Source organism: Streptomyces sp. NPDC005483 (assembly GCF_040606035.1).
Classification (GTDB): domain Bacteria; phylum Actinomycetota; class Actinomycetes; order Streptomycetales; family Streptomycetaceae; genus Streptomyces.
Map to the genome: position 1 here is coordinate 75,044 of NZ_JBEXEA010000002.1, position 18,400 is coordinate 93,443.

The following is an 18,400-nucleotide window of genomic DNA, read 5'->3' on the forward strand; positions in this document are numbered from 1 at the left end:
AGCGACCCGTCACCGGCTCCGGACAGCGCAGGGCCCCGGAACCGGCGCAGGGGTTCCGGGGCCCGGTCGGGTCGGCGAGGCCGGCCGCGGTGCTCAGACGCGCCGCAGAACCGCAACTACCTTGCCGAGGATGGTCGCGTCGTCGCCCGGGATCGGCTCGTACGCGGAGTTGTGGGGGAGGAGCCAGACATGGCCGTCCTCACGCTTGAAGCGCTTGACGGTGGCCTCGCCGTCGAGCATCGCGGCGACGATGTCGCCGTTCTCGGCGACGGGCTGGCGGCGCACGGTGACCCAGTCGCCGTCGCAGATCGCGGCCTCGATCATCGAGTCGCCGACGACCTTCAGCACGAACAGCTCACCGTCGCCGACGAGCTGGCGGGGGAGGGGGAACACGTCCTCGACGGATTCCTCGGCGAGGATCGGCCCACCGGCGGCGATCCGGCCTACCAGCGGGACGTACGACGCGGCCGGCTTGCCCGCGGTGTCCGTGGGCTGCACCGAGGCGCCCTGGTCCGAGCCGCGCACCTCGTAGGCGCGCGGGCGGTGCGGGTCACGGCGCAGGAAGCCCTTGCGCTCCAGTGCCATCAACTGATGTGCGACGGACGAGGTGCTGGACAGGCCGACCGCCTGGCCGATCTCCCGCATCGACGGCGGGTAGCCGCGCCGCTGGACGGAGTCCCTGATGACCTCGATCACCCGGCGCTGCCGGTCGGTGAGCCCTGAGCTGTCCGCGCGGATGCCCGGAGGTCGGCCCGGTAGGGAGCGCTTGGGCCCCTCGGGATTCACGGCTTCGTTCATCGCATGCACCGGCTCGAGTCGGCCCTGGGAACGGTCCTGGGCAGTGATGGTGGCACTGTCTGCGGTCGTGGTCACGTCGGCCCCTCTCGATGGTCTCCCTGCTGGACAACGGTAGTTGCTTTCGAAAGGTTGCGCCAAACACACGTTCGAGTGAAAAATCGCGAAGTGTCTGACGCGATCATGTGTCTGGGTGTATGGCTGACGCGCCGCCTGCCGAACAAAAGGGCCCATTGCTGTACTCTTCACCGCCGGACGGCGACCTCGCGGGTTGTCGCCCCAGTCTGCCATCCAGTGCCCTGTCGGCCGGGTACCGGCTCCCATATGTGCGGGAATCCCACGTCCCCTCCTTGTGGCGCCCACGGTATCTCCGCATGCGTCGCAGCGATACGGCTGTGCGCCGTGTTCGCCTGGCGCCGGGACGGTCGTATGGCACATGCCAATACGGGCGCGACACACGTGTACGGCGTGTATGCCGTGCCAATCCCTACATGTAGTGCTTGGATTGCTACAGCAGCCCAGAAGTTGTGGTCCCCCGGGTCTCCAGGCCCACTGAGATCGCCTATGCTGGGGGCTGCTTCGAGGGGCCCATGGGGCTCAGCGAGCCTATTGAGTCTGCTGTGAGGAGGGTTGGGAGTTCATGCACTGCCCCTTCTGCAGGCACCCCGACAGCCGCGTCGTCGACAGTCGTACGACCGACGACGGCACGTCGATCCGCAGGCGCCGCCAGTGTCCGGACTGCTCCCGTCGTTTCACGACCGTGGAGACATGCTCGTTGATGGTGGTCAAGCGGTCCGGAGTCACCGAGCCCTTCAGTCGTACCAAGGTCATCAACGGTGTGCGCAAGGCATGCCAGGGGCGGCCTGTCACCGAGGACGCGCTCGCCCAGCTCGGCCAGCGGGTCGAGGAGGCGGTGCGGGCCACCGGAAGCGCCGAGCTGACGACCCATGACGTGGGGCTGGCCATACTCGGCCCGTTGCAGGAGCTCGATCTCGTCGCATACCTGCGATTCGCCTCCGTCTACCGGGCGTTCGACTCGCTCGATGACTTCGAGGCCGCGATCGCGGAACTGAGGGAAGACACGGGACCCCCCGCCGCGGACGACGAGGACCGCGGAGAGGCTGTGGGCGGCGACGAGGCCGTCGCGGGGGGCCAGGAAGACGACCGCGGGTCCGGAGGGACTGCTCAAGTCCCCGAGCCCGCCCGCGCCGCCGACTGATTGGCGGGCCGGACCGGACCAGGACCCGGGCCGGCCGGACGGCGGCGGACCAAGACCTGTTGCGGGCGGTAGTGAGTGGGTGCCCGCAATACCAGACAGAACACCGTGCCACGGGAACAACGGGGCACTTCAGGGCGTTTTCGCCCGTACAGGGAGGCGGCATGACAGAGACGGCGAGCGGTCCGGCACGGAGTTCCCGCGCCAAGGGCACCAAGGCGGCTGCGAACAAGGGCCTGCGCATCGAGCGCATCCACACCACCCCCGGCGTGCACCCGTACGACGAGGTGGAATGGGCGCATCGTGACGTCGTCATGACCAACTGGCGCGACGGCTCGGTCAACTTCGAGCAGCGTGGCGTCGAGTTCCCCGACTTCTGGTCGGTGAACGCGGTCAACATCGTCACTAGCAAGTACTTCCGCGGTGCCGTCGGCACCCCCCAGCGCGAGGTGAGCCTCAAGCAGCTCATCGACCGCATCGTGAAGACGTACCGGAAGGCCGGCGAGGACTACAAGTACTTCGCCTCGCCCGCCGACGCGGAGATCTTCGAGCACGAGCTGGCGTACGCCCTCCTGCACCAGATCTTCAGCTTCAACAGCCCCGTCTGGTTCAACGTCGGCACGCCCCAGCCGCAGCAGGTCTCCGCCTGCTTCATCCTGTCCGTCGACGACTCCATGGAGTCGATCCTCGACTGGTACAAGGAAGAGGGCATGATCTTCAAGGGCGGCTCCGGTGCCGGCCTGAACCTCTCCCGCATCCGCTCCTCAAAGGAACTGCTGTCCTCGGGCGGCAACGCCTCGGGCCCCGTCTCCTTCATGCGCGGTGCCGACGCCTCCGCGGGAACGATCAAGTCGGGTGGCGCCACGCGTCGCGCCGCCAAGATGGTCATCCTCGACGTCGACCACCCCGACATCGAGGACTTCATCGAGACCAAGGTGAAGGAGGAGGAGAAGATCCGCGCCCTGCGCGACGCGGGCTTCGACATGGACCTGGGCGGCGACGACATCACGTCGGTCCAGTACCAGAACGCCAACAACTCGGTCCGTGTGAACGACACGTTCATGAAGGCCGTGGAGACGGGCGGCAAGTTCGGCCTGACGTCCCGTATGACCGGTGAGGTCATCGAGGAGGTCGACGCCAAGAGCCTGTTCCGCAAGATGGCCGAGGCCGCGTGGGCCTGTGCCGACCCGGGCATCCAGTACGACGACACCATCAACAACTGGCACACCTGCCCGGAGTCCGGCCGTATCAACGGCTCGAACCCCTGCAGCGAGTACATGCACCTGGACAACACGTCCTGCAACCTCGCCTCGCTGAACCTCATGAAGTTCCTCAAGGACGACAGCAAGGGCAACCAGTCCTTCGAGGTCGAGCGTTTCGCCAAGGTCGTCGAGCTCGTCATCACCGCGATGGACATCTCCATCTGCTTCGCGGACTTCCCGACCCAGAAGATCGGCGAGAACACGCGTGCGTTCCGCCAGCTCGGCATCGGCTACGCCAACCTCGGCGCCCTGCTGATGGCGACCGGCCACGCCTACGACTCCGACGGCGGCCGTGCCCTCGCCGGCTCCATCACCTCCCTGATGACCGGCACCTCGTACCGGCGCTCCGCCGAACTCGCCGCAGTCGTCGGCCCGTACGACGGCTATGCCCGCAACGCGCAGCCGCACCTGCGCGTCATGAAGCAGCACGCCGACGAGAACACCAAGGCCGTCCGCATGGACGACCTGGACACGCCGATCTGGGCCGCCGCCACGGAGGCCTGGCAGGACGTACTGCGCCTCGGTGAGAAGAACGGTTTCCGCAACGCCCAGGCGTCCGTGATCGCTCCGACCGGCACCATCGGTCTCGCGATGTCCTGCGACACCACCGGCCTCGAGCCCGACCTCGCGCTGGTCAAGTTCAAGAAGCTGGTCGGCGGCGGCTCGATGCAGATCGTCAACGGCACCGTCCCGCAGGCCCTGCGCCGTCTGGGCTACCAGGAGGAGCAGATCGAGGCGATCGTCGCCCACATCGCCGAGAACGGCAATGTCGTCGACGCCCCCGGCCTCAAGCACGAGCACTACGAGGTGTTCGACTGCGCCATGGGCGAGCGCTCCATCTCCGCGATGGGCCACGTCCGCATGATGGCCGCGATCCAGCCCTGGATCTCCGGTGCGCTCTCCAAGACGGTCAACCTGCCGGAGACGGCGACCGTCGAGGACGTCGAAGAGGTTTACTTCGAGGCCTGGAAGATGGGCGTCAAGGCGCTCGCCATCTACCGCGACAACTGCAAGGTCGGCCAGCCCCTCTCCGCGAAGACCAAGGAGAAGGAAAAGGCCGAGGTCACGGAGAAGGCCGAGGCGACCATCCGCGAGACGGTCGAGAAGGTCATCGAGTACCGCCCGGTCCGCAAGCGCCTCCCCAAGGGCCGTCCCGGCATCACGACGTCCTTCACGGTCGGCGGCGCCGAGGGTTACATGACCGCCAACTCCTACCCGGACGACGGTCTCGGCGAGGTCTTCCTGAAGATGTCCAAGCAGGGCTCCACGCTCGCGGGCATGATGGACGCCTTCTCCATCGCGGTCTCCGTCGGCCTCCAGTACGGCGTGCCGCTGGAGACGTACGTCTCGAAGTTCACCAACATGCGCTTCGAGCCGGCCGGTATGACGGACGACCCGGACGTGCGGATGGCGCAGTCGATCGTCGACTACATCTTCCGCCGCCTGGCGCTGGACTTCCTGCCCTTCGAGACCCGCTCCGCGCTCGGCATCCACTCCGCCGAGGAACGTCAGCGCCACCTCGAGACCGGCTCCTACGAGCCGACCGAGGAGGAGGTCGACGTCGAGGGTCTGGCCCAGTCGGCGCCGCGCACCCAGGAGCTGAAGGCGGTCGTCACGCCGAAGGCCGAGGTCGAGGCGGCCAAGCCCGCCCCGCAGCAGGCCCACACCAGCGCCGAGCTGGTGGAGATGCAGCTGGGCATCCAGGCCGACGCCCCGCTGTGCTTCTCCTGCGGTACGAAGATGCAGCGGGCCGGTTCCTGCTACATCTGCGAGGGCTGCGGCTCGACCAGTGGTTGCAGCTGATCTGAGTTAGGCGGTCCAAGGCGGTGCGGTCGGACATCGACTGCACCGCCTTTGGCTTTTTTCCGTTTCTCCACGGGACGATCACACGTTAGGCTCCCCCAGCGCACGACCGGCGCGAACGGCAGGGTGGGGGACGCGGGGAACATGACCGAGCAGCAGATCGCCGATGTCGCGGAGAGCGGGAGGCAGCCCGAGAAGGGCTCGAACGAGTGGGGTCAGGCCATAGCTGCACTGGTGGTGGTCGGGGGGCTTTTTGCTCTTCTATTGTCAGGGACCTTTCAGCAAAAGTCCGGTGACCCCGACCCGGCCGTGTGTGACGCATCGGACGACGCCCGTCCCTCGAAGCCCGTCTCCGGGATGCAACTGTGCACAGCTCTCAACCGCGCGGACCTACCCACGCTGCTCGGCACACCCACCGAGTACGCGATGAACGCCAGCGGCAAGGAGAGCATGAGCACCTGGGCCGACGGCACCAAGACCGTCACACCCGAGGCGGAGATCCAGCTGGCCACCTACTCCGTGAAGCTCTCGACGTCCGACGACGACATCCCGGTGGCCGAGATGGCCGAATTCCTGGGGAAGTCGGCACAGAACAGGACGGTGGGCGGGCATCCGGCGGTCCTCTACTCGGACCGGACCATCGCCCTGAACTTCAACCTCGGTGGCGGCAAGGTCGACACCGGTCCCGGCGGCATCGCCCCGACCCTGCTGGTCGCCAAGGACACCAAGGACGGCGGCGGCTTCTACGAGGTCGCCATCTGGCGCCAGGACGACGTGGTGCCCGATGACCTCGCGTTGTTCCGTGTCGCCGAGACGGTGCTGCCGACGGTCCCGGGCTGGACCGCCGGCTGACACGTCACGCCCGGCCCATGCTCCGGGTGAACGTCGCGGGGTCGTCCTCGAAGCCGCTGATCCCCGGGTGGAAGTCCCAGCTGCCGGATTCCTGACGTACGAACTCCCCGATCCTCGCGGCCGTGGCCCCGAGGACGCCGCCGAAGTCGTCCTCGGCCAGGACCGTGTAGCCCTCGCGTATCCGCAGCGCCGGGTTGATCACGCCGACGAAGGTCCGGTGCGCGGAACGCTGCTGGATGACGGCGCCGACGACCACGCGCGTGTACCGGGCGTCCAGCCGGTCGAGTTCGAGGGTCATGACCTCGTCCCAGCCGAAGCCCTTGCCGTCCTTGCTGTCCCGGTTGAGGTAGATGGTGCCGTCGGGGGAACGGCTGTCGAAGTGCACCACATAGGCGGGGTCGCCGTACGGATCGCCCGACACATACGTCGCGGCGACGATGTCCAGGTCGGTGGGCGGCTGCCCCGCCGGACTCGGATCCCACTTGAGCGCGACCTCGACCTTGCGGATCCCCTTGTTGATGCCGCTCACCGGATTTCCCCTTCCCCCTGTGTCCACGACCCGAACTGCCGGTCAGGCAAGCCAGGTTGTCCATCCTGCCACGCGAGTGTGTCACTCGTGGGTCACCTCTGCCGCCGAGAGTGACCGGCGCCACGCTCCGTGGCCTTACCATGGCGCGGTGCTGGTCAAGTGGATTCGCTGCACCGTGGTGGACCGCCGCGGCTTCGAGCGGGGGCAGCGAAAGTGGGCGGGGCTTCTGGGGGAGCCGGGGTTTCGGGGACAGGGCGGAGGCTGGAGCCGGGGGCGGCAGGGTGTGGCGCACATCTTTTCCTTCTGGGAGAGCCGTTCCTTCTACGACTCCTTCATGGCGCGTTCCCACGACCGGCTCGCGGCGGCCCAGTCAGGCACGTTCAAGGATATCCAGGTCAAACTGTTCGACCACCGCTTCGATGTGAAGACGGGCTTCGAGCCCCGCTTCACCGACGCCGACCTGGTGCGGTTTGCCCACTGCCGTGTCCATGAGGAGCGCGCGGAGCACTTCACCCTCATGCAGGAGAAGGTCTGGAATCCGGCGATGGCCGGCTCGCCCGGCATGATCCGCGGCCTCTTCGGCGAGGCCCCGGGGAACGAGTTCCTGGTGCTGTCGATGTGGCGGTCGGCCGCCGAGCACGGCAAGTACCGCACGGAACGCGTGGAACGGCTCACCCTGCGAGCCCAGACCGAGGCCGATGTCGCCGCGCTCACGGGCGACATCCTGGACCTCGAACCGGCCTGGACGGTTTGACATCCGAACTCACCATCCGTGCGCCTCTGAGTGGCCGATGGTGCGGGAAATGTGTGACCTACGCCGTATGGAGCCCGGACGAGTGCTCGATACGGCCTCACCCGATCTAGGGTCTTGGCATGGCACGACCACGGCGAATCGTCCTTGTCCGGCACGGGGAGTCAACGGGCAATGTTGATGACACCGTGTATGAACGCGAGCCCGACCATGCCCTCGCCCTGACGGAACGGGGTTGGCGGCAGGCGGAGGAGACCGGAAAACGGCTGCGAGAGGTGCTGGGCCGCGAACAGGTCAGCGTGTACGTCTCTCCGTACCGCCGCACGCACGAGACCCTTCGCGCCTTCCATCTGGACCCCGAGCTCATACGGGTGCGCGAGGAACCCCGGCTCCGGGAGCAGGACTGGGGAAACTGGCAGGACCGCGACGACGTACGTCTCCAGAAGGCGTACCGCGACGCCTATGGGCACTTCTTCTACCGGTTCGCCCAGGGCGAGTCCGGGGCCGACGTGTACGACCGGGTCGGCGGCTTCTTGGAGAGCCTGTTCCGCAGTTTCGAGGCGCCCGACCATCCGCCGAACGTCCTGATCGTGACGCACGGCCTGGCCATGCGGCTGTTCTGCATGCGGTGGTTCCACTGGACGGTCGCCGAATTCGAGTCGCTGTCGAATCCGGGGAACGCGGAGATGCGGATGCTCGTTCTCGGGGACGACGGCAAGTACGCCCTTGACCGGCCCTTCCAGCGCTGGCGAGAGCCGGAACCGTACGGGATTACCGATTAGAGTGGCAGACCGATGACCGCTGACTCCTCATTCGACGGGCGCCTGAGCCGTGCCCTCGCCAGTCTGCGTGGCCTTGCCGTGGGGGACGCGCTGGGCTCGCAGTTCTTCGTACCGGTGAACTACCCCCTGCTCAAGAACCGCGAGCTGCCGTCCGGCCACTGGCAGTGGACGGACGACACCGAGATGGCCTGCTCCGTGGTGGCCGTCCTGGCCGGCCACCACCGCATCGACCAGGACGCCCTGGCCCGCTCATTCGCCGAACACCACGATTTCGACCGGGGCTACGGTCCGGCCGTCAACCGACTGCTGCGGCTGGTCCGCGAGGGCGGTGACTGGCGTGAGCTCGCCGCGGCCCTCTTCAACGGGCAGGGTTCCTGGGGCAACGGCGCCGCGATGCGCATCCCGCCCCTCGGCGCCTTCTACGCGGACGACCCGGAGCAGGCCACGCACCAGGCGGAGATCTCGGCGTACCCGACGCATCAGCACCGTGAGGCCGTCGTCGGCGCCATGGCCGTCGCCGCGGCCGCCGCGCTGGCCGCCGCTCCCGGCGGTCCGCCCAGTCCTGGTGCGCTTCTGGACGGTGTCATCGCGCTCGTCCCGAAGAGTGCCGTCGGAGCGGGGCTGCGCCGGGCCCGCGACATGCTCGACTACGGCGACGCCTCCACCGTCGCGGCCGTGCTGGGCTGCGGACGCCGTACGACGGCCCACGACACCGTGCCGTTCGCGATCTGGTCGGCCGCACGGTCCCTGGGTGACTACGAAGAGGCGTTCTGGACGACCGCCCAGGTCGGCGGCGACGTCGACACGACCTGCGCCATCGTCGGCGGTGTGATCGCCGGGGGGAAGGCCGGAGCGCCGCCCGCCGCGTGGGTGGAACGGACCGAGACGTTTCCGGAGTGGCTGCAGGTGCCGCAGTAGGAGCCCGTGCGGGCCGTCCTCCACGATGTCGAAACTCTCCGTACATGTGGGGAACTCTGCGTAACCGGATGCTCGTTGGTGTAGCAGTTGCCGTGTGATGAATGGGCCGGTGCTCGCAGGGGGCACGTGAGAGGGGCGTGGTGTGGCCGTGGGGTGGTTGCCTCTGTCCGCCTTTTTGTGTGCGGTTCTCCTGGTGCGGATGGCCGGACTGTCGTCCTCGCCGTCGATCCACCGGACTCGGTCCGGCCATCCGCGGCTCACCGTGAGCCCGGCTGCGTCAACCGAGACCCGGACCCGACGTGCCGGCGAGGGCCTCCAGGTCGCTCTTGCGGACCTTGATGACCAACCAGGCGCTCACCAGGGCGAGTACGGCCATCGAGGCGGCCGCGACGAAGCCCGACGAGATGCCCTGGGCGAGGACCTCGTGTCCCCATGGGGCGGGCAGCTGGTGCGTCTTGGCGAACTCGGCCTTCTGCTCCGCCGAACCGTCGGCCATGAAATGCGGCAGCTGCTTCTCCGCCTCGTCCTTGCTGGCCGAGCCGAACACCGTCGTCAGGATGGACAGGCCGAGCGAACCGCCGACCTGCTGCGTGGCGTTGAGCAACCCGGAGGCCGCGCCGGCCTCGTGCTGGGCGACTCCGGAGACGGCGGTGATCGTCAGCGTCACGAAGTTCAGGCCCATGCCGAAACCGAAGATCAGCATGGGGCCGAGAACCCCGCCGACGTAGGAGCTGTCGGAGCTGATGAGGGCCTGCCAGGCGAGCCCGGTCACCGCGAGGGCCGAACCCGTGAGCATGAACGGCTTGGGGCCGAGCACCGGCAGGAACCGCTGCGACAGGCCCGCGCCCAGCGCGATGACGACGGTCACGGGCAGGAAGGCGAGACCGGCCTGGATCGGGCTGTAGTCCAGTACGTTCTGGACGAAGAGAACGATGTAGAAGAACATGCCGAACATCGCGGCAGCGAGACTCAACATGATCACGTACGTGCCCGAACGGTTGCGGTCGGCGAACATCCGCAGGGGAGTGATCGGCTCCTTGGCGCGCGACTCGATGAAGGCGAAGGCGAGCAGGAGCACCACGGCGATGACGAAGGACCCGATGGTCAGGTTGTCCCGCCAGCCCTCGTCCGCGGCGCGGATGAAGCCGTAGACCAGCAGGGCCATGCCTCCCGTGGAGGTCAGGGCGCCCGCGATGTCGAAGCGGCCGCTGTGTCGTTCGGACTCGCTGATGTACAGCGGGGTGAGGACGGCGATCAGCACGCCGATCGGCACGTTGACGAAGAGCACCCATCGCCAGTCGAGCCATTCGGTGAGCATGCCTCCGGCCAGCAGGCCTATGGCACCACCGCCCGCGGAGACGGCGGCGAAGACACCGAAGGCCCGGTTCCGCTCCGGTCCCTCGGGGAACGTGGTGGTGATCAGTGCCAGCGAGGTCGGCGACGCGATCGCGCCCCCCACCCCTTGCAGGACACGAGCGGCCAGCAACTGCCAGGGCTCCTGGGCGAGACCGCCGAGCAGGGAGGCGAAGGTGAACAGCAGGATGCCGGTCATGAAGACCCGGCGGCGCCCGAGGATGTCACCCGCGCGGCCCCCCAGAAGCAGCAGGCCGCCGAAGGTGAGCGTGTAGGCGCTGACGACCCATGTGAGGTCGGTGGTGCTGAACTTGAGAGCGTCTTGAATGTGCGGCAGCGCGATGTTCACAATCGTCGCGTCGAGTACCACCATGAGTTGGCAGGCGGCGATGACGGCGAGGGCGATGCCAGGTCGCCCCTCCCGGCGGGCCGCACCCGGTTTCTGATCCTTGATCAACTGAGAGGTTGTCACTATGGGTCCCCCACAAGCGCGTTAGTGAACGGACGCGTTCACTGTTGCGTCAACGGTAGTGAGTCCCCGGTAGTGAACGCAAGCGTTCACTTAAGTTTGTCGGCGCGCGGCGTATCCCCCTTTGTCGCCGCACGGTGTCCCGTCCCTCCCCGAAATCCCCGCTTCCCTGTTCGCTGGAGACACTCAGATGGTTACCTCGCGCTGGACGGCCGCCCCCGCTCAGACGGCCTCCCTCCGTCGGCGCGGCGCCGTGCTGGAGCGTGCGATCCTCGACGCCGCGCTGGAGCAGCTCAGTACGGTCGGCTGGAACAGCCTCACGATGGAGGGTGTCGCCGCCGGAGCGCAGACCGGCAAGGCCGCGGTCTATCGCCGCTGGCCGTCCAAGGAGGATCTCGTCGCGGACGCCCTTCGGGCCGGGCTGCCGCGTTTCGAGGAGGCCCCCGACCTTGGTGGCGTGCGCGAGGACCTGCTCGAACTGTGCCGTCAGGCGCGCGAGGCGATGTTCTCGCGCCCCGGCTTCGCGCTGCGTTCTGTCATTCACGAATGCGACCAAGCTCAGGCGGAGCGCTTTCACGCCGTGATCTTCCAGGGGGTCGTCGAGCCGAGCGTCAAGCTGCTTCGCGAGATCATCACCCGTGGAATAGAGCGCGGTGAGGTGCGTCCTGACGCGGCGAACGACTATGTCTTCGATGCCATCCCCGCCATGATGATGTATCGCTCCAAGATGCGCGGTAGCGAATGGGGTGACCGCGACATCGAAGAGATGATCGACCAGTTCATGCTGCCCCTGCTGCGGTCGAGCGGACCGTGAGTGCTCTTCGTGGACCTCTCGGCACCGTCCGGGGAAACCGGGTGTCGCAGGGTGATCCGAGCGGCGTAGGCTAAGGGCGCCATGCCGTACGAACCGCCTACTCACACTGTCGAGCGCTCTCTTCGTGCCACGACCGGAGCGAAGATTATTGCCGGTGTCGACGAGGTGGGGCGAGGTGCCTGGGCCGGCCCTGTCACCGTCTGCGCGGCGGTCACCGGACTGCGCCGACCGCCCCAAGGCCTCACCGACTCCAAACTGCTCAGCGTCAAACGCCGTACCGAACTCGCAGAGGAACTGCGGACCTGGGTGACGTCGTACGCCCTGGGGCACGCGAGTCACGAAGAGATCGACGAGCTGGGGATGACGGCTGCCCTGCGGATCGCCGCCGTGCGCGCCCTGGAGGCGCTCCCGGTCCGTCCGGACGCGGTGATCCTCGACGGGAAGCACGACTATCTCGGAACGCCCTGGAAGGTCCGGACCGTGATCAAGGGCGACCAATCCTGCGTGGCGGTCGCTGCGGCATCGGTGATCGCCAAGGTTCAGCGCGACAAAATGATGGCCGAACTGGGTATCGACCATGCAGACTTCGGTTTCGCGGCCAACGCCGGGTATCCCTCGCCCGTGCACAAGGCCGCGCTGGAGGTTCGGGGCCCCACCCCGTACCACCGGTTGTCGTGGGCGTATCTTGATGCGCTGCCCCAGTGGCGGCACCTCAAGAAGGCCCGCAGCTGGGCGGACGGAAGCGTTCCGAAGATCGAGGGCCAGCTCGGCTTCGATTTCTGACGATTCTGCTCGCACTGATGTGCCACCCGCTGACGCGAGCCGCACCAACGTTTGATAAACATCAGCCCATGCCTCTCATTCCCGAGGAGCCTCAGATTCACGAGAGCGCCCAGGGTCCCCGCGCTACTCCGGCCAGCGGCCGCATCGCGCCGACCCCTCGTCCCGTACCCGGTCCACACCCCGTGGCTCCGCCTCGCCCCGGTCGTCCCGGCCCCCTGCGGCCCGCGCCGCCGGTGCAGCGGACACCGCACGACGTGGCCGTGGCCAAGCCCGCAGTGCCGGGCCCTGCCGCCCCTGCCACCGTCGCCCCGACTCCGGTCTCGGCTTCGGTTTCGGCGGCCCCGCAGATCCAGCTCATCCCGGCCTCGGCCGCCGGTGCGCTCGACGCTGCCGAGGAAGCTGTAGACCTCCTGTTGGAGTCGGGCCGTGCTCCTGGTGAGGTGCTGGTGATCACCACCGGCGAACAGCATCCGTGGGCCGCTCATGAGCTGTCCTTCGGTGAAGCCGCCTACTGGGCCCAGCACGACGCCGGTGACGACGTGTTCTACGCGGACGCCACCGCGGCCTCCCGTGCCGCGTCCCGTCCGGTGGTCGTGGTCGCCGTCAACGGCGGTTCCGCCGCGGCTGTCGCCGAGGGCCTGCCGCTGGCCCACACCCGGGCCGGTGCCCTGCTGATCGTCTGCGGCGACCCGCAGCAGATCAACTCGGTACTGGGCGTCGGCGTCTGATCCGGTTTCGGTAGCAATACCGGGGGTGTGGACAGGTGCCGCCTGCGCGGCACCTGCACGGCGAGTGCTTCGGTGTGCCCGCGTCCGAGCGGGCGTCCCGGCTCGGGCTTACGCCATGCCGGGTCCAGGAACATGTGCGCCCGATGCGCCACGACGTCGTAGGCCGTACGTCACGGACGTACGGCCGAGAACGGTGATCGGAACGGACTCGGCTTCAGCGAGCCGCCGCGCGGCGCAGGACCTCCGAGGCGGCGCCGCCGGTGCGCGGCAGCAGAGGCGGTAGTTCGGACGTGGCGAAGGGCTCCGGCGCCGAGTCCGCGTTCGGCCGGCGTCCGCCGCGTCCCTCGCCGAGCACCTGCCATCCGTCGCGCGTCAGCGTGATGTACGCCCCGCAGCGCAGCCCGTGCAGGGTGCAGGCGTCACGCAGACCCCACATCCACGCGCCGTCCTCCTCCGTCCAACGCGCGTCGCCCTCACGGCAGTAGAGCAGCACGGCGGTGCGCACCGGGGTGCGGCGCCGGAGGTCGTGCGGGATCACCCGGCGCAGCTGGGCCAGCAGCGTGTTCCGGAACATCCAGCCGTCGGCCGGTGCCGGGCGGCGCGTGAACGAGGCGCTCGCCCGCAGCCGTTCGTCCGGGTCGAGGACCGCTACGATCGCGGTCGCCGGTTTGGGGCGGTGTCGTGAGTGGAGCCCGCTGACGACCTCGCGCGGGTTGCGCAGCAGCGGGATGCCGGCCTCGGCCCACTCGGCGGGTTCGAGCAGACGGGCCAGAGGGTTGGCGGGTGCGGCGGACAGGTCGGCTGACGACGTGGACGCCGCGGAGGACGGAGCGAATCCGAAGGTCACGGTCCTCCCTTCGGCTACGCGCCCATACGGCGGGCGGGGTCGGATTCGGGGGAGCGCGCACCGCAGCAGAGCCCTACCGGACTACGGACAAGCCGTGCGGGGAGCGGACCTCAATTCTTCCTGTCGAACTTGGTTGCGGCAACGAGCAATTGGGTCCGCCGACCCCAATCAGGCGGTTGGTGGCTTATATCCCTACCCAGTGTTTTACCGGGCGACGCCCGGGACCTCCGAGCCCACCGGTTTCAGGCCCGAACCGGTACGCGCGTGGCGCGTTGTCACCTCCGGCGCCTGCTCAACCGCGTACGGCCAGCACCAGAGGCAAGACCCCCTGGGCACCTGACCGCGACAGCAGTCGGGCGGCGACCGCGAGGGTCCAGCCGGTCTCGGTGATGTCGTCGACGAGCAGTACGGGACCTGCGGCCGCCTGCAGCGCCTCCCGCAGGGGCGGAGGCACGATGAGCGCCCCATGCAGGGCCCGCAGACGCTGAGCGCTGTTGGAGCGGGGCAGGGAGAGGTCGTCTGAGTGGTCCGTGTACGCGAGTGACCCCAGGAACGGGAGGCGGCCGACGGCGGAGATCCGACTCCCCAGCGAGTGGACCAACTGGGGCCGGCTGCGCGAGGGAACGGTGACGACCCCGACAGGGCGAGCCGGCGCGTCCGGGGCGCCGGAGGCCCAGCCGTCGGGCGACTTGGCCCAGTCGGCCAGCACGGTCACGACGGCGTTCGCCACGTCGTCGGGGGCGGGCGCGTCCGGAGTCTGGGGTGCGAGCAGCGGCCTGAGGCGGTTGCCCCAGCCGATGTCCGACATCCGGCCCAGCGCCCGGCCCGGCAAAGCCTGCTCGCCCGGCGGAATACGGCCCTTCAGGTCGACGCCGATGGCCGGGAGGCCGGTCGGCCACATGCGGCGGGGCTCCACCACGACGCCGGCGCGGGAGAGCGAGCCACCTGCCGTGTCCAGGGCGGCAGCGGAGATGTCGGCGGTGAATCGGGGTCCGGCGCAGTTGTCGCAGCGGCCGCAGGGAGCCGCCTGCTCGTCGTCCAACTGCCGCCTCAGGAACTCCATACGGCAGCCCGTGGTGGTGGCGTAGTCGCGCATGGCCTGCTGTTCCGTGGCGCGCTGCTTGGCGACCCAGGCGTAACGCTCGCTGTCGTACGACCAGGGTGCTCCGGTGGCGATCCAGCCGCCCTTGACCCGGTGGACCGCGCCGTCGACGTCCAGCACCTTGAGCATGATCTCCAAGCGGGTGCGGTTGAGTTCCACCAGCGGTTCGAGTGCGGGCAGCGACAGCGGCCGGTCCGCCTGGGCGAGGGCGTCCAGAGTGCGTCGTACGGCTTCCTCGGGCGGAAACGCCACGGAGGCGAAGTAGGACCAGATCGCCTCGTCCTCACGGCCGGGCAGGAGCAGGACCTCGGCATGCTCGACACCGCGTCCGGCGCGGCCGACCTGCTGGTAGTAGGCGATGGGCGAGGAGGGCGAGCCGACATGGACGACGAAGCCGAGGTCGGGCTTGTCGAACCCCATGCCCAGCGCGGACGTGGCCACCAGCGCCTTGACCTTGTTCGCGAGGAGGGCTTCCTCGGCCTGCTGGCGTTCGGCGTTCTCCGTCTTTCCCGTGTACGAGGCGACGGTGTGCCCGCACTGCCGCAGGAAGGCGGTGATCTCCTCGGCGGCGGCCACCGTCAGCGTGTAGATGATGCCGGAGCCCGGCAGGTCGTCGAGGTGATCGGCGAGCCAGGCCAGCCGGTGGGCCGCGTCGGGCAGTCGGAGCACACCGAGGCTCAGGCTCTCGCGGTCGAGCGGACCGCGCAGGACCAGCGCGTCCGAGCTGCTGCCGGTGCCCAGCTGCTCCGCCACGTCCGCGGTGACCCGGGCATTGGCCGTGGCGGTGGTGGCCAGCACCGGCACCCCGGACGGGAGGTCGGTCAGCATGGTGCGCAGCCGACGGTAGTCGGGGCGGAAGTCGTGGCCCCAGTCGGAGATGCAGTGCGCCTCGTCGACGACGAGAAGGCCGGTGGTGGCAGACAGCTCGGGCAGAACGTTGTCACGGAAGTCCGGGTTGTTGAGCCGCTCGGGGCTCACGAGCAGCACGTCCACGGTGCCCGCTGCGACCTCGGCGCGGATGGTCTCCCACTCCTCTGGGTTGGAGGAGTTGATGGTCCGGGCGTGGATGCCGGCACGGGCAGCGGCCTCGACCTGGTTGCGCATGAGCGCGAGCAGCGGAGAGACGATCACGGTCGGCCCGGCACCGCGCTCGCGCAGCAGGGCCGTCGCCACGAAGTACACCGCGGACTTGCCCCATCCCGTGCGCTGGACGACCAGGGCCCGGCGCTTGTCGGCGACCAGCGCCTCGATGGCCCGCCACTGGTCCTCGCGCAGCCGCGCCGATCCGGTGTTGTCCCCGACGAGTCGGACGAGGATCCCGTCGGCAGCCTCGCGCAGCTCCGTCTTGCTCGTGTGCGTCATGCCCCCATACAACAGGACGCCTCCGACAGCGGGGCGTCGCGGCGGCCCGGCTGTGGACGACGGGGCGGGGTTTGTCGTGGCCCTGATCGGACTTATCCACAGGCTCAAACGGAACATCGGGATCCGCGAGATCGTCTGCGCATGACGAATCACAGCGAAACGACGGGACCCGCCGCAAACGGCAACAACCGCGGACGGAACAGTGGCGGAAGCAACGGTGGCGACGGGCGGAGCGGCGAGGGGCGGGACAACGACAGCCAGGGGATCGGCGACCGGGTCGGATTTGACGCACATGGCGCCGAACACCAGGTCACCCTGCGTACTCCGGGTGAACTGGCCGATGCCCTGCCCTACCTGCTCGGGTACCGGCCCGAGGACAGCATCGTCTTGGTCGCCCTGCACGACCGGGGCGGCCGCGGTCGGTTCGGAGGGCGGGCCCGGCTGGGCATTCCCGCGAACAAGGACGACTGGCCGGCCGTGGCCCGGCAGTTGGCCCACGGACTGATCGCCGGCAGCGAGCGCAGGGGCGGCCGCCCCGAGCAGATGGTCGCCTACCTCTGCCAGGAACCGGGGGCCGGTGAGACGGGCAGGCAGATCACGGAGCGGCTCGCCCCGCTCGCCGGGCTGCTGCGCACGGAGTGCGGCCGCCTCGACGTTCCTGTGATCGAGGCCGTGTGCATCTCTGACGGCCGCTACTGGTCGTACTGCTGCCCGAGCGAGGAATGCTGCCCCGCGGAGGGACTCCCGATGGGACTGCCCGGCACATCGGTGCTCGCCGCCGCGGCCACATACGCCGGATTGCAGGTGCGCGGCACACTGCGCGAGCTGCGGGCCAGGCTGCAGCCCTGGGAGACCGCGGCCGCACTGGAACAGGAAGTCGCGCTGGACACCGCCGGCATGGCCCTGGTTCCCAGGATGCTCGAACAGGCGAGCCGGGCGGACGTGGCCGAGGAGACGCTGCGGCTGGCCAGGCGCACCATGACACGCTTCGCCGACGCAGCGCCCGTGCCGAGGGCCCTCCAGGCCGACCTTCGGGACGACGGACTGCTGGGGCACGAAGACGCGGCGGTCCTCATCCTCGGCCTGCAGGACCGTACGACCCGGGACCGCGCGGCCGAGTGGATGGAGGCCGAGGAGGCCGGACCGGCCCTGCGTCTGTGGCGTGCGTTGGCCCGCCGGTGCGTCGGACCCTACGGCGAGCATGCGGCGGCACCGCTCACCCTCGCCGGATGGGTCGCCTGGTCCACCGGTGACGAGATCGAGGCCAGGGAGGCGCTGGCCATGGCCCTGGGCGCAGATCCCAGCTATCTCTTCGCCCGCCTCCTGCACCAGGCATGCAACGAGGGACTCGACCCGGAGTCCATCCGCCGCTGCCTGCGCGCGGAACGCGTGGGGCGCGAGGCACGCGCGCGGTCGGAGGTCGTCCAGCCCGCCGTCGTGGAGACGGCCGAGGATCTGACGGGCCCGAAGTCACCCGGTCCTGGAGGAAGTCGGACGGCCTCCTCGCCCGGTCGCGACGGAACCATGGAACTGCCCGGCAACCCCAGGGAGGCGCCGGCTGTATGCCCGCCTCATGCCGAAAGTGCCCTGTCGCCGCGCCCTTCCGGCGCCGACCGCCCTATGCCGACGCCACCGCCCACCACGGCCTCCCGTCGACGCAAGCGGGTACGTCCCGGCGCTCGTGCCGATGTCCGTCCCCAGCCCGCGGAGACGGAGGGGCGACAGCCCTGCGCCGAGGAATCCCGCCCACGCTCCCGGTCTGCCCGCGGCACGCGTCCCGGTGCCGTCCGCCGCACCAGCGGCAAGAGCGACGCGCGCCGAGCCGGGGGCACACGGCCCGGGGGCGATGCCGCCGAGGAGGAAGGATGAGTGACCGCTGGAAGCGTGTCGCGCGCGGGTGGTCACACCTGTGCCGCCGGGTGGCGGCTTCGGGCCGCCGCCATTCGGTCGGCTTCCCGGCCCGTGGGCGTGACCCTGAACAGGCCCGTCCCGTTCACCTGAGTGGCGGAACCCCCTACCGGACCGTACCGCCGC

The 18,400-nt window shown here is 69.1% G+C and carries 15 protein-coding genes; 10 read left to right on the top strand and 5 right to left on the bottom strand.

Annotated features, from left to right (window positions below; all coding sequences use genetic code 11):
• Window positions 1–93: 93 nt before the first annotated feature.
• Window positions 94–873, bottom strand: coding sequence for a transcriptional repressor LexA (gene lexA, locus ABZT06_RS03690; RefSeq protein WP_355734255.1), 780 nt, complete (start codon window positions 871–873; stop codon window positions 94–96).
• A 562-nt stretch (window positions 874–1,435) separates the two neighbouring features.
• Here lexA and nrdR point away from each other — a divergent pair.
• The 3 genes from nrdR (at window position 1,436) to ABZT06_RS03705 (ending at window position 5,928) form a co-directional block, all read left to right on the top strand.
• The gene (nrdR, locus tag ABZT06_RS03695) at window positions 1,436–2,014 is read left to right on the top strand and encodes a transcriptional regulator NrdR (protein ID WP_355734258.1); all 579 of its coding nucleotides are present in this window, start codon (window positions 1,436–1,438) and stop codon (window positions 2,012–2,014) included.
• A 161-nt stretch (window positions 2,015–2,175) separates the two neighbouring features.
• Window positions 2,176–5,076, top strand: a complete 2,901-nt coding sequence (locus tag ABZT06_RS03700) for a vitamin B12-dependent ribonucleotide reductase (protein WP_355734261.1) — start codon at window positions 2,176–2,178, stop codon at window positions 5,074–5,076.
• Window positions 5,077–5,220: 144 nt separating this feature from the next.
• Window positions 5,221–5,928, top strand: a complete 708-nt coding sequence (locus tag ABZT06_RS03705; protein ID WP_355734263.1) for a DUF6215 domain-containing protein — start codon at window positions 5,221–5,223, stop codon at window positions 5,926–5,928.
• 4 nt (window positions 5,929–5,932) lie between these two features.
• On the opposite strand, the gene ABZT06_RS03710 is transcribed toward ABZT06_RS03705, so the two are convergent.
• On the bottom strand, window positions 5,933–6,457 hold the full coding sequence (locus ABZT06_RS03710) for a TerD family protein (RefSeq protein WP_355734266.1): 525 nt from the start codon (window positions 6,455–6,457) through the stop codon (window positions 5,933–5,935).
• A 148-nt stretch (window positions 6,458–6,605) separates the two neighbouring features.
• Between ABZT06_RS03710 and ABZT06_RS03715 the strand changes: the two genes are divergently transcribed.
• The 3 genes from ABZT06_RS03715 (at window position 6,606) to ABZT06_RS03725 (ending at window position 8,908) form a co-directional block, all read left to right on the top strand.
• A complete protein-coding gene (locus ABZT06_RS03715; RefSeq protein ID WP_355735506.1) occupies window positions 6,606–7,211 on the top strand; it encodes a YdbC family protein in 606 nt (201 codons plus the stop codon).
• Between the two features lie 119 nt (window positions 7,212–7,330).
• On the top strand, window positions 7,331–7,990 hold the full coding sequence (locus ABZT06_RS03720; RefSeq protein ID WP_355734268.1) for a histidine phosphatase family protein: 660 nt from the start codon (window positions 7,331–7,333) through the stop codon (window positions 7,988–7,990).
• A 12-nt stretch (window positions 7,991–8,002) separates the two neighbouring features.
• Window positions 8,003–8,908 carry an ADP-ribosylglycohydrolase family protein gene (locus tag ABZT06_RS03725; protein ID WP_355734270.1) on the top strand — a complete coding sequence of 302 codons (906 nt, stop codon included), beginning with the start codon at window positions 8,003–8,005 and terminating at the stop codon, window positions 8,906–8,908.
• 277 nt (window positions 8,909–9,185) lie between these two features.
• On the opposite strand, the gene ABZT06_RS03730 is transcribed toward ABZT06_RS03725, so the two are convergent.
• Window positions 9,186–10,733, bottom strand: a complete 1,548-nt coding sequence (locus ABZT06_RS03730; protein WP_355734273.1) for an MFS transporter — start codon at window positions 10,731–10,733, stop codon at window positions 9,186–9,188.
• Window positions 10,734–10,920: 187 nt separating this feature from the next.
• Here ABZT06_RS03730 and ABZT06_RS03735 point away from each other — a divergent pair, with 187 nt between their 5' ends.
• The 3 genes from ABZT06_RS03735 to ABZT06_RS03745 all read left to right on the top strand — a co-directional run bounded on the left by ABZT06_RS03735 (window position 10,921) and on the right by ABZT06_RS03745 (window position 13,055).
• Window positions 10,921–11,544, top strand: coding sequence for a TetR/AcrR family transcriptional regulator (locus ABZT06_RS03735; protein ID WP_355734276.1), 624 nt, complete (start codon window positions 10,921–10,923; stop codon window positions 11,542–11,544).
• Window positions 11,545–11,625: 81 nt separating this feature from the next.
• On the top strand, window positions 11,626–12,327 hold the full coding sequence (locus ABZT06_RS03740; protein ID WP_355734278.1) for a ribonuclease HII: 702 nt from the start codon (window positions 11,626–11,628) through the stop codon (window positions 12,325–12,327).
• A gap of 68 nt (window positions 12,328–12,395) precedes the next feature.
• Window positions 12,396–13,055 carry a hypothetical protein gene (locus ABZT06_RS03745; RefSeq protein WP_355734281.1) on the top strand — a complete coding sequence of 220 codons (660 nt, stop codon included), beginning with the start codon at window positions 12,396–12,398 and terminating at the stop codon, window positions 13,053–13,055.
• Between the two features lie 214 nt (window positions 13,056–13,269).
• On the opposite strand, the gene ABZT06_RS03750 is transcribed toward ABZT06_RS03745, so the two are convergent.
• On the bottom strand, window positions 13,270–13,902 hold the full coding sequence (locus tag ABZT06_RS03750) for a hypothetical protein (RefSeq protein ID WP_355734284.1): 633 nt from the start codon (window positions 13,900–13,902) through the stop codon (window positions 13,270–13,272).
• A 292-nt stretch (window positions 13,903–14,194) separates the two neighbouring features.
• On the bottom strand, window positions 14,195–16,366 hold the full coding sequence (locus tag ABZT06_RS03755) for a RecQ family ATP-dependent DNA helicase (protein ID WP_355734287.1): 2,172 nt from the start codon (window positions 16,364–16,366) through the stop codon (window positions 14,195–14,197).
• Window positions 16,367–16,507: 141 nt separating this feature from the next.
• Here ABZT06_RS03755 and ABZT06_RS03760 point away from each other — a divergent pair, with 141 nt between their 5' ends.
• Window positions 16,508–18,235, top strand: coding sequence for a DUF4192 domain-containing protein (locus ABZT06_RS03760; RefSeq protein ID WP_355734289.1), 1,728 nt, complete (start codon window positions 16,508–16,510; stop codon window positions 18,233–18,235).
• Window positions 18,236–18,400 lie beyond the last annotated feature (165 nt).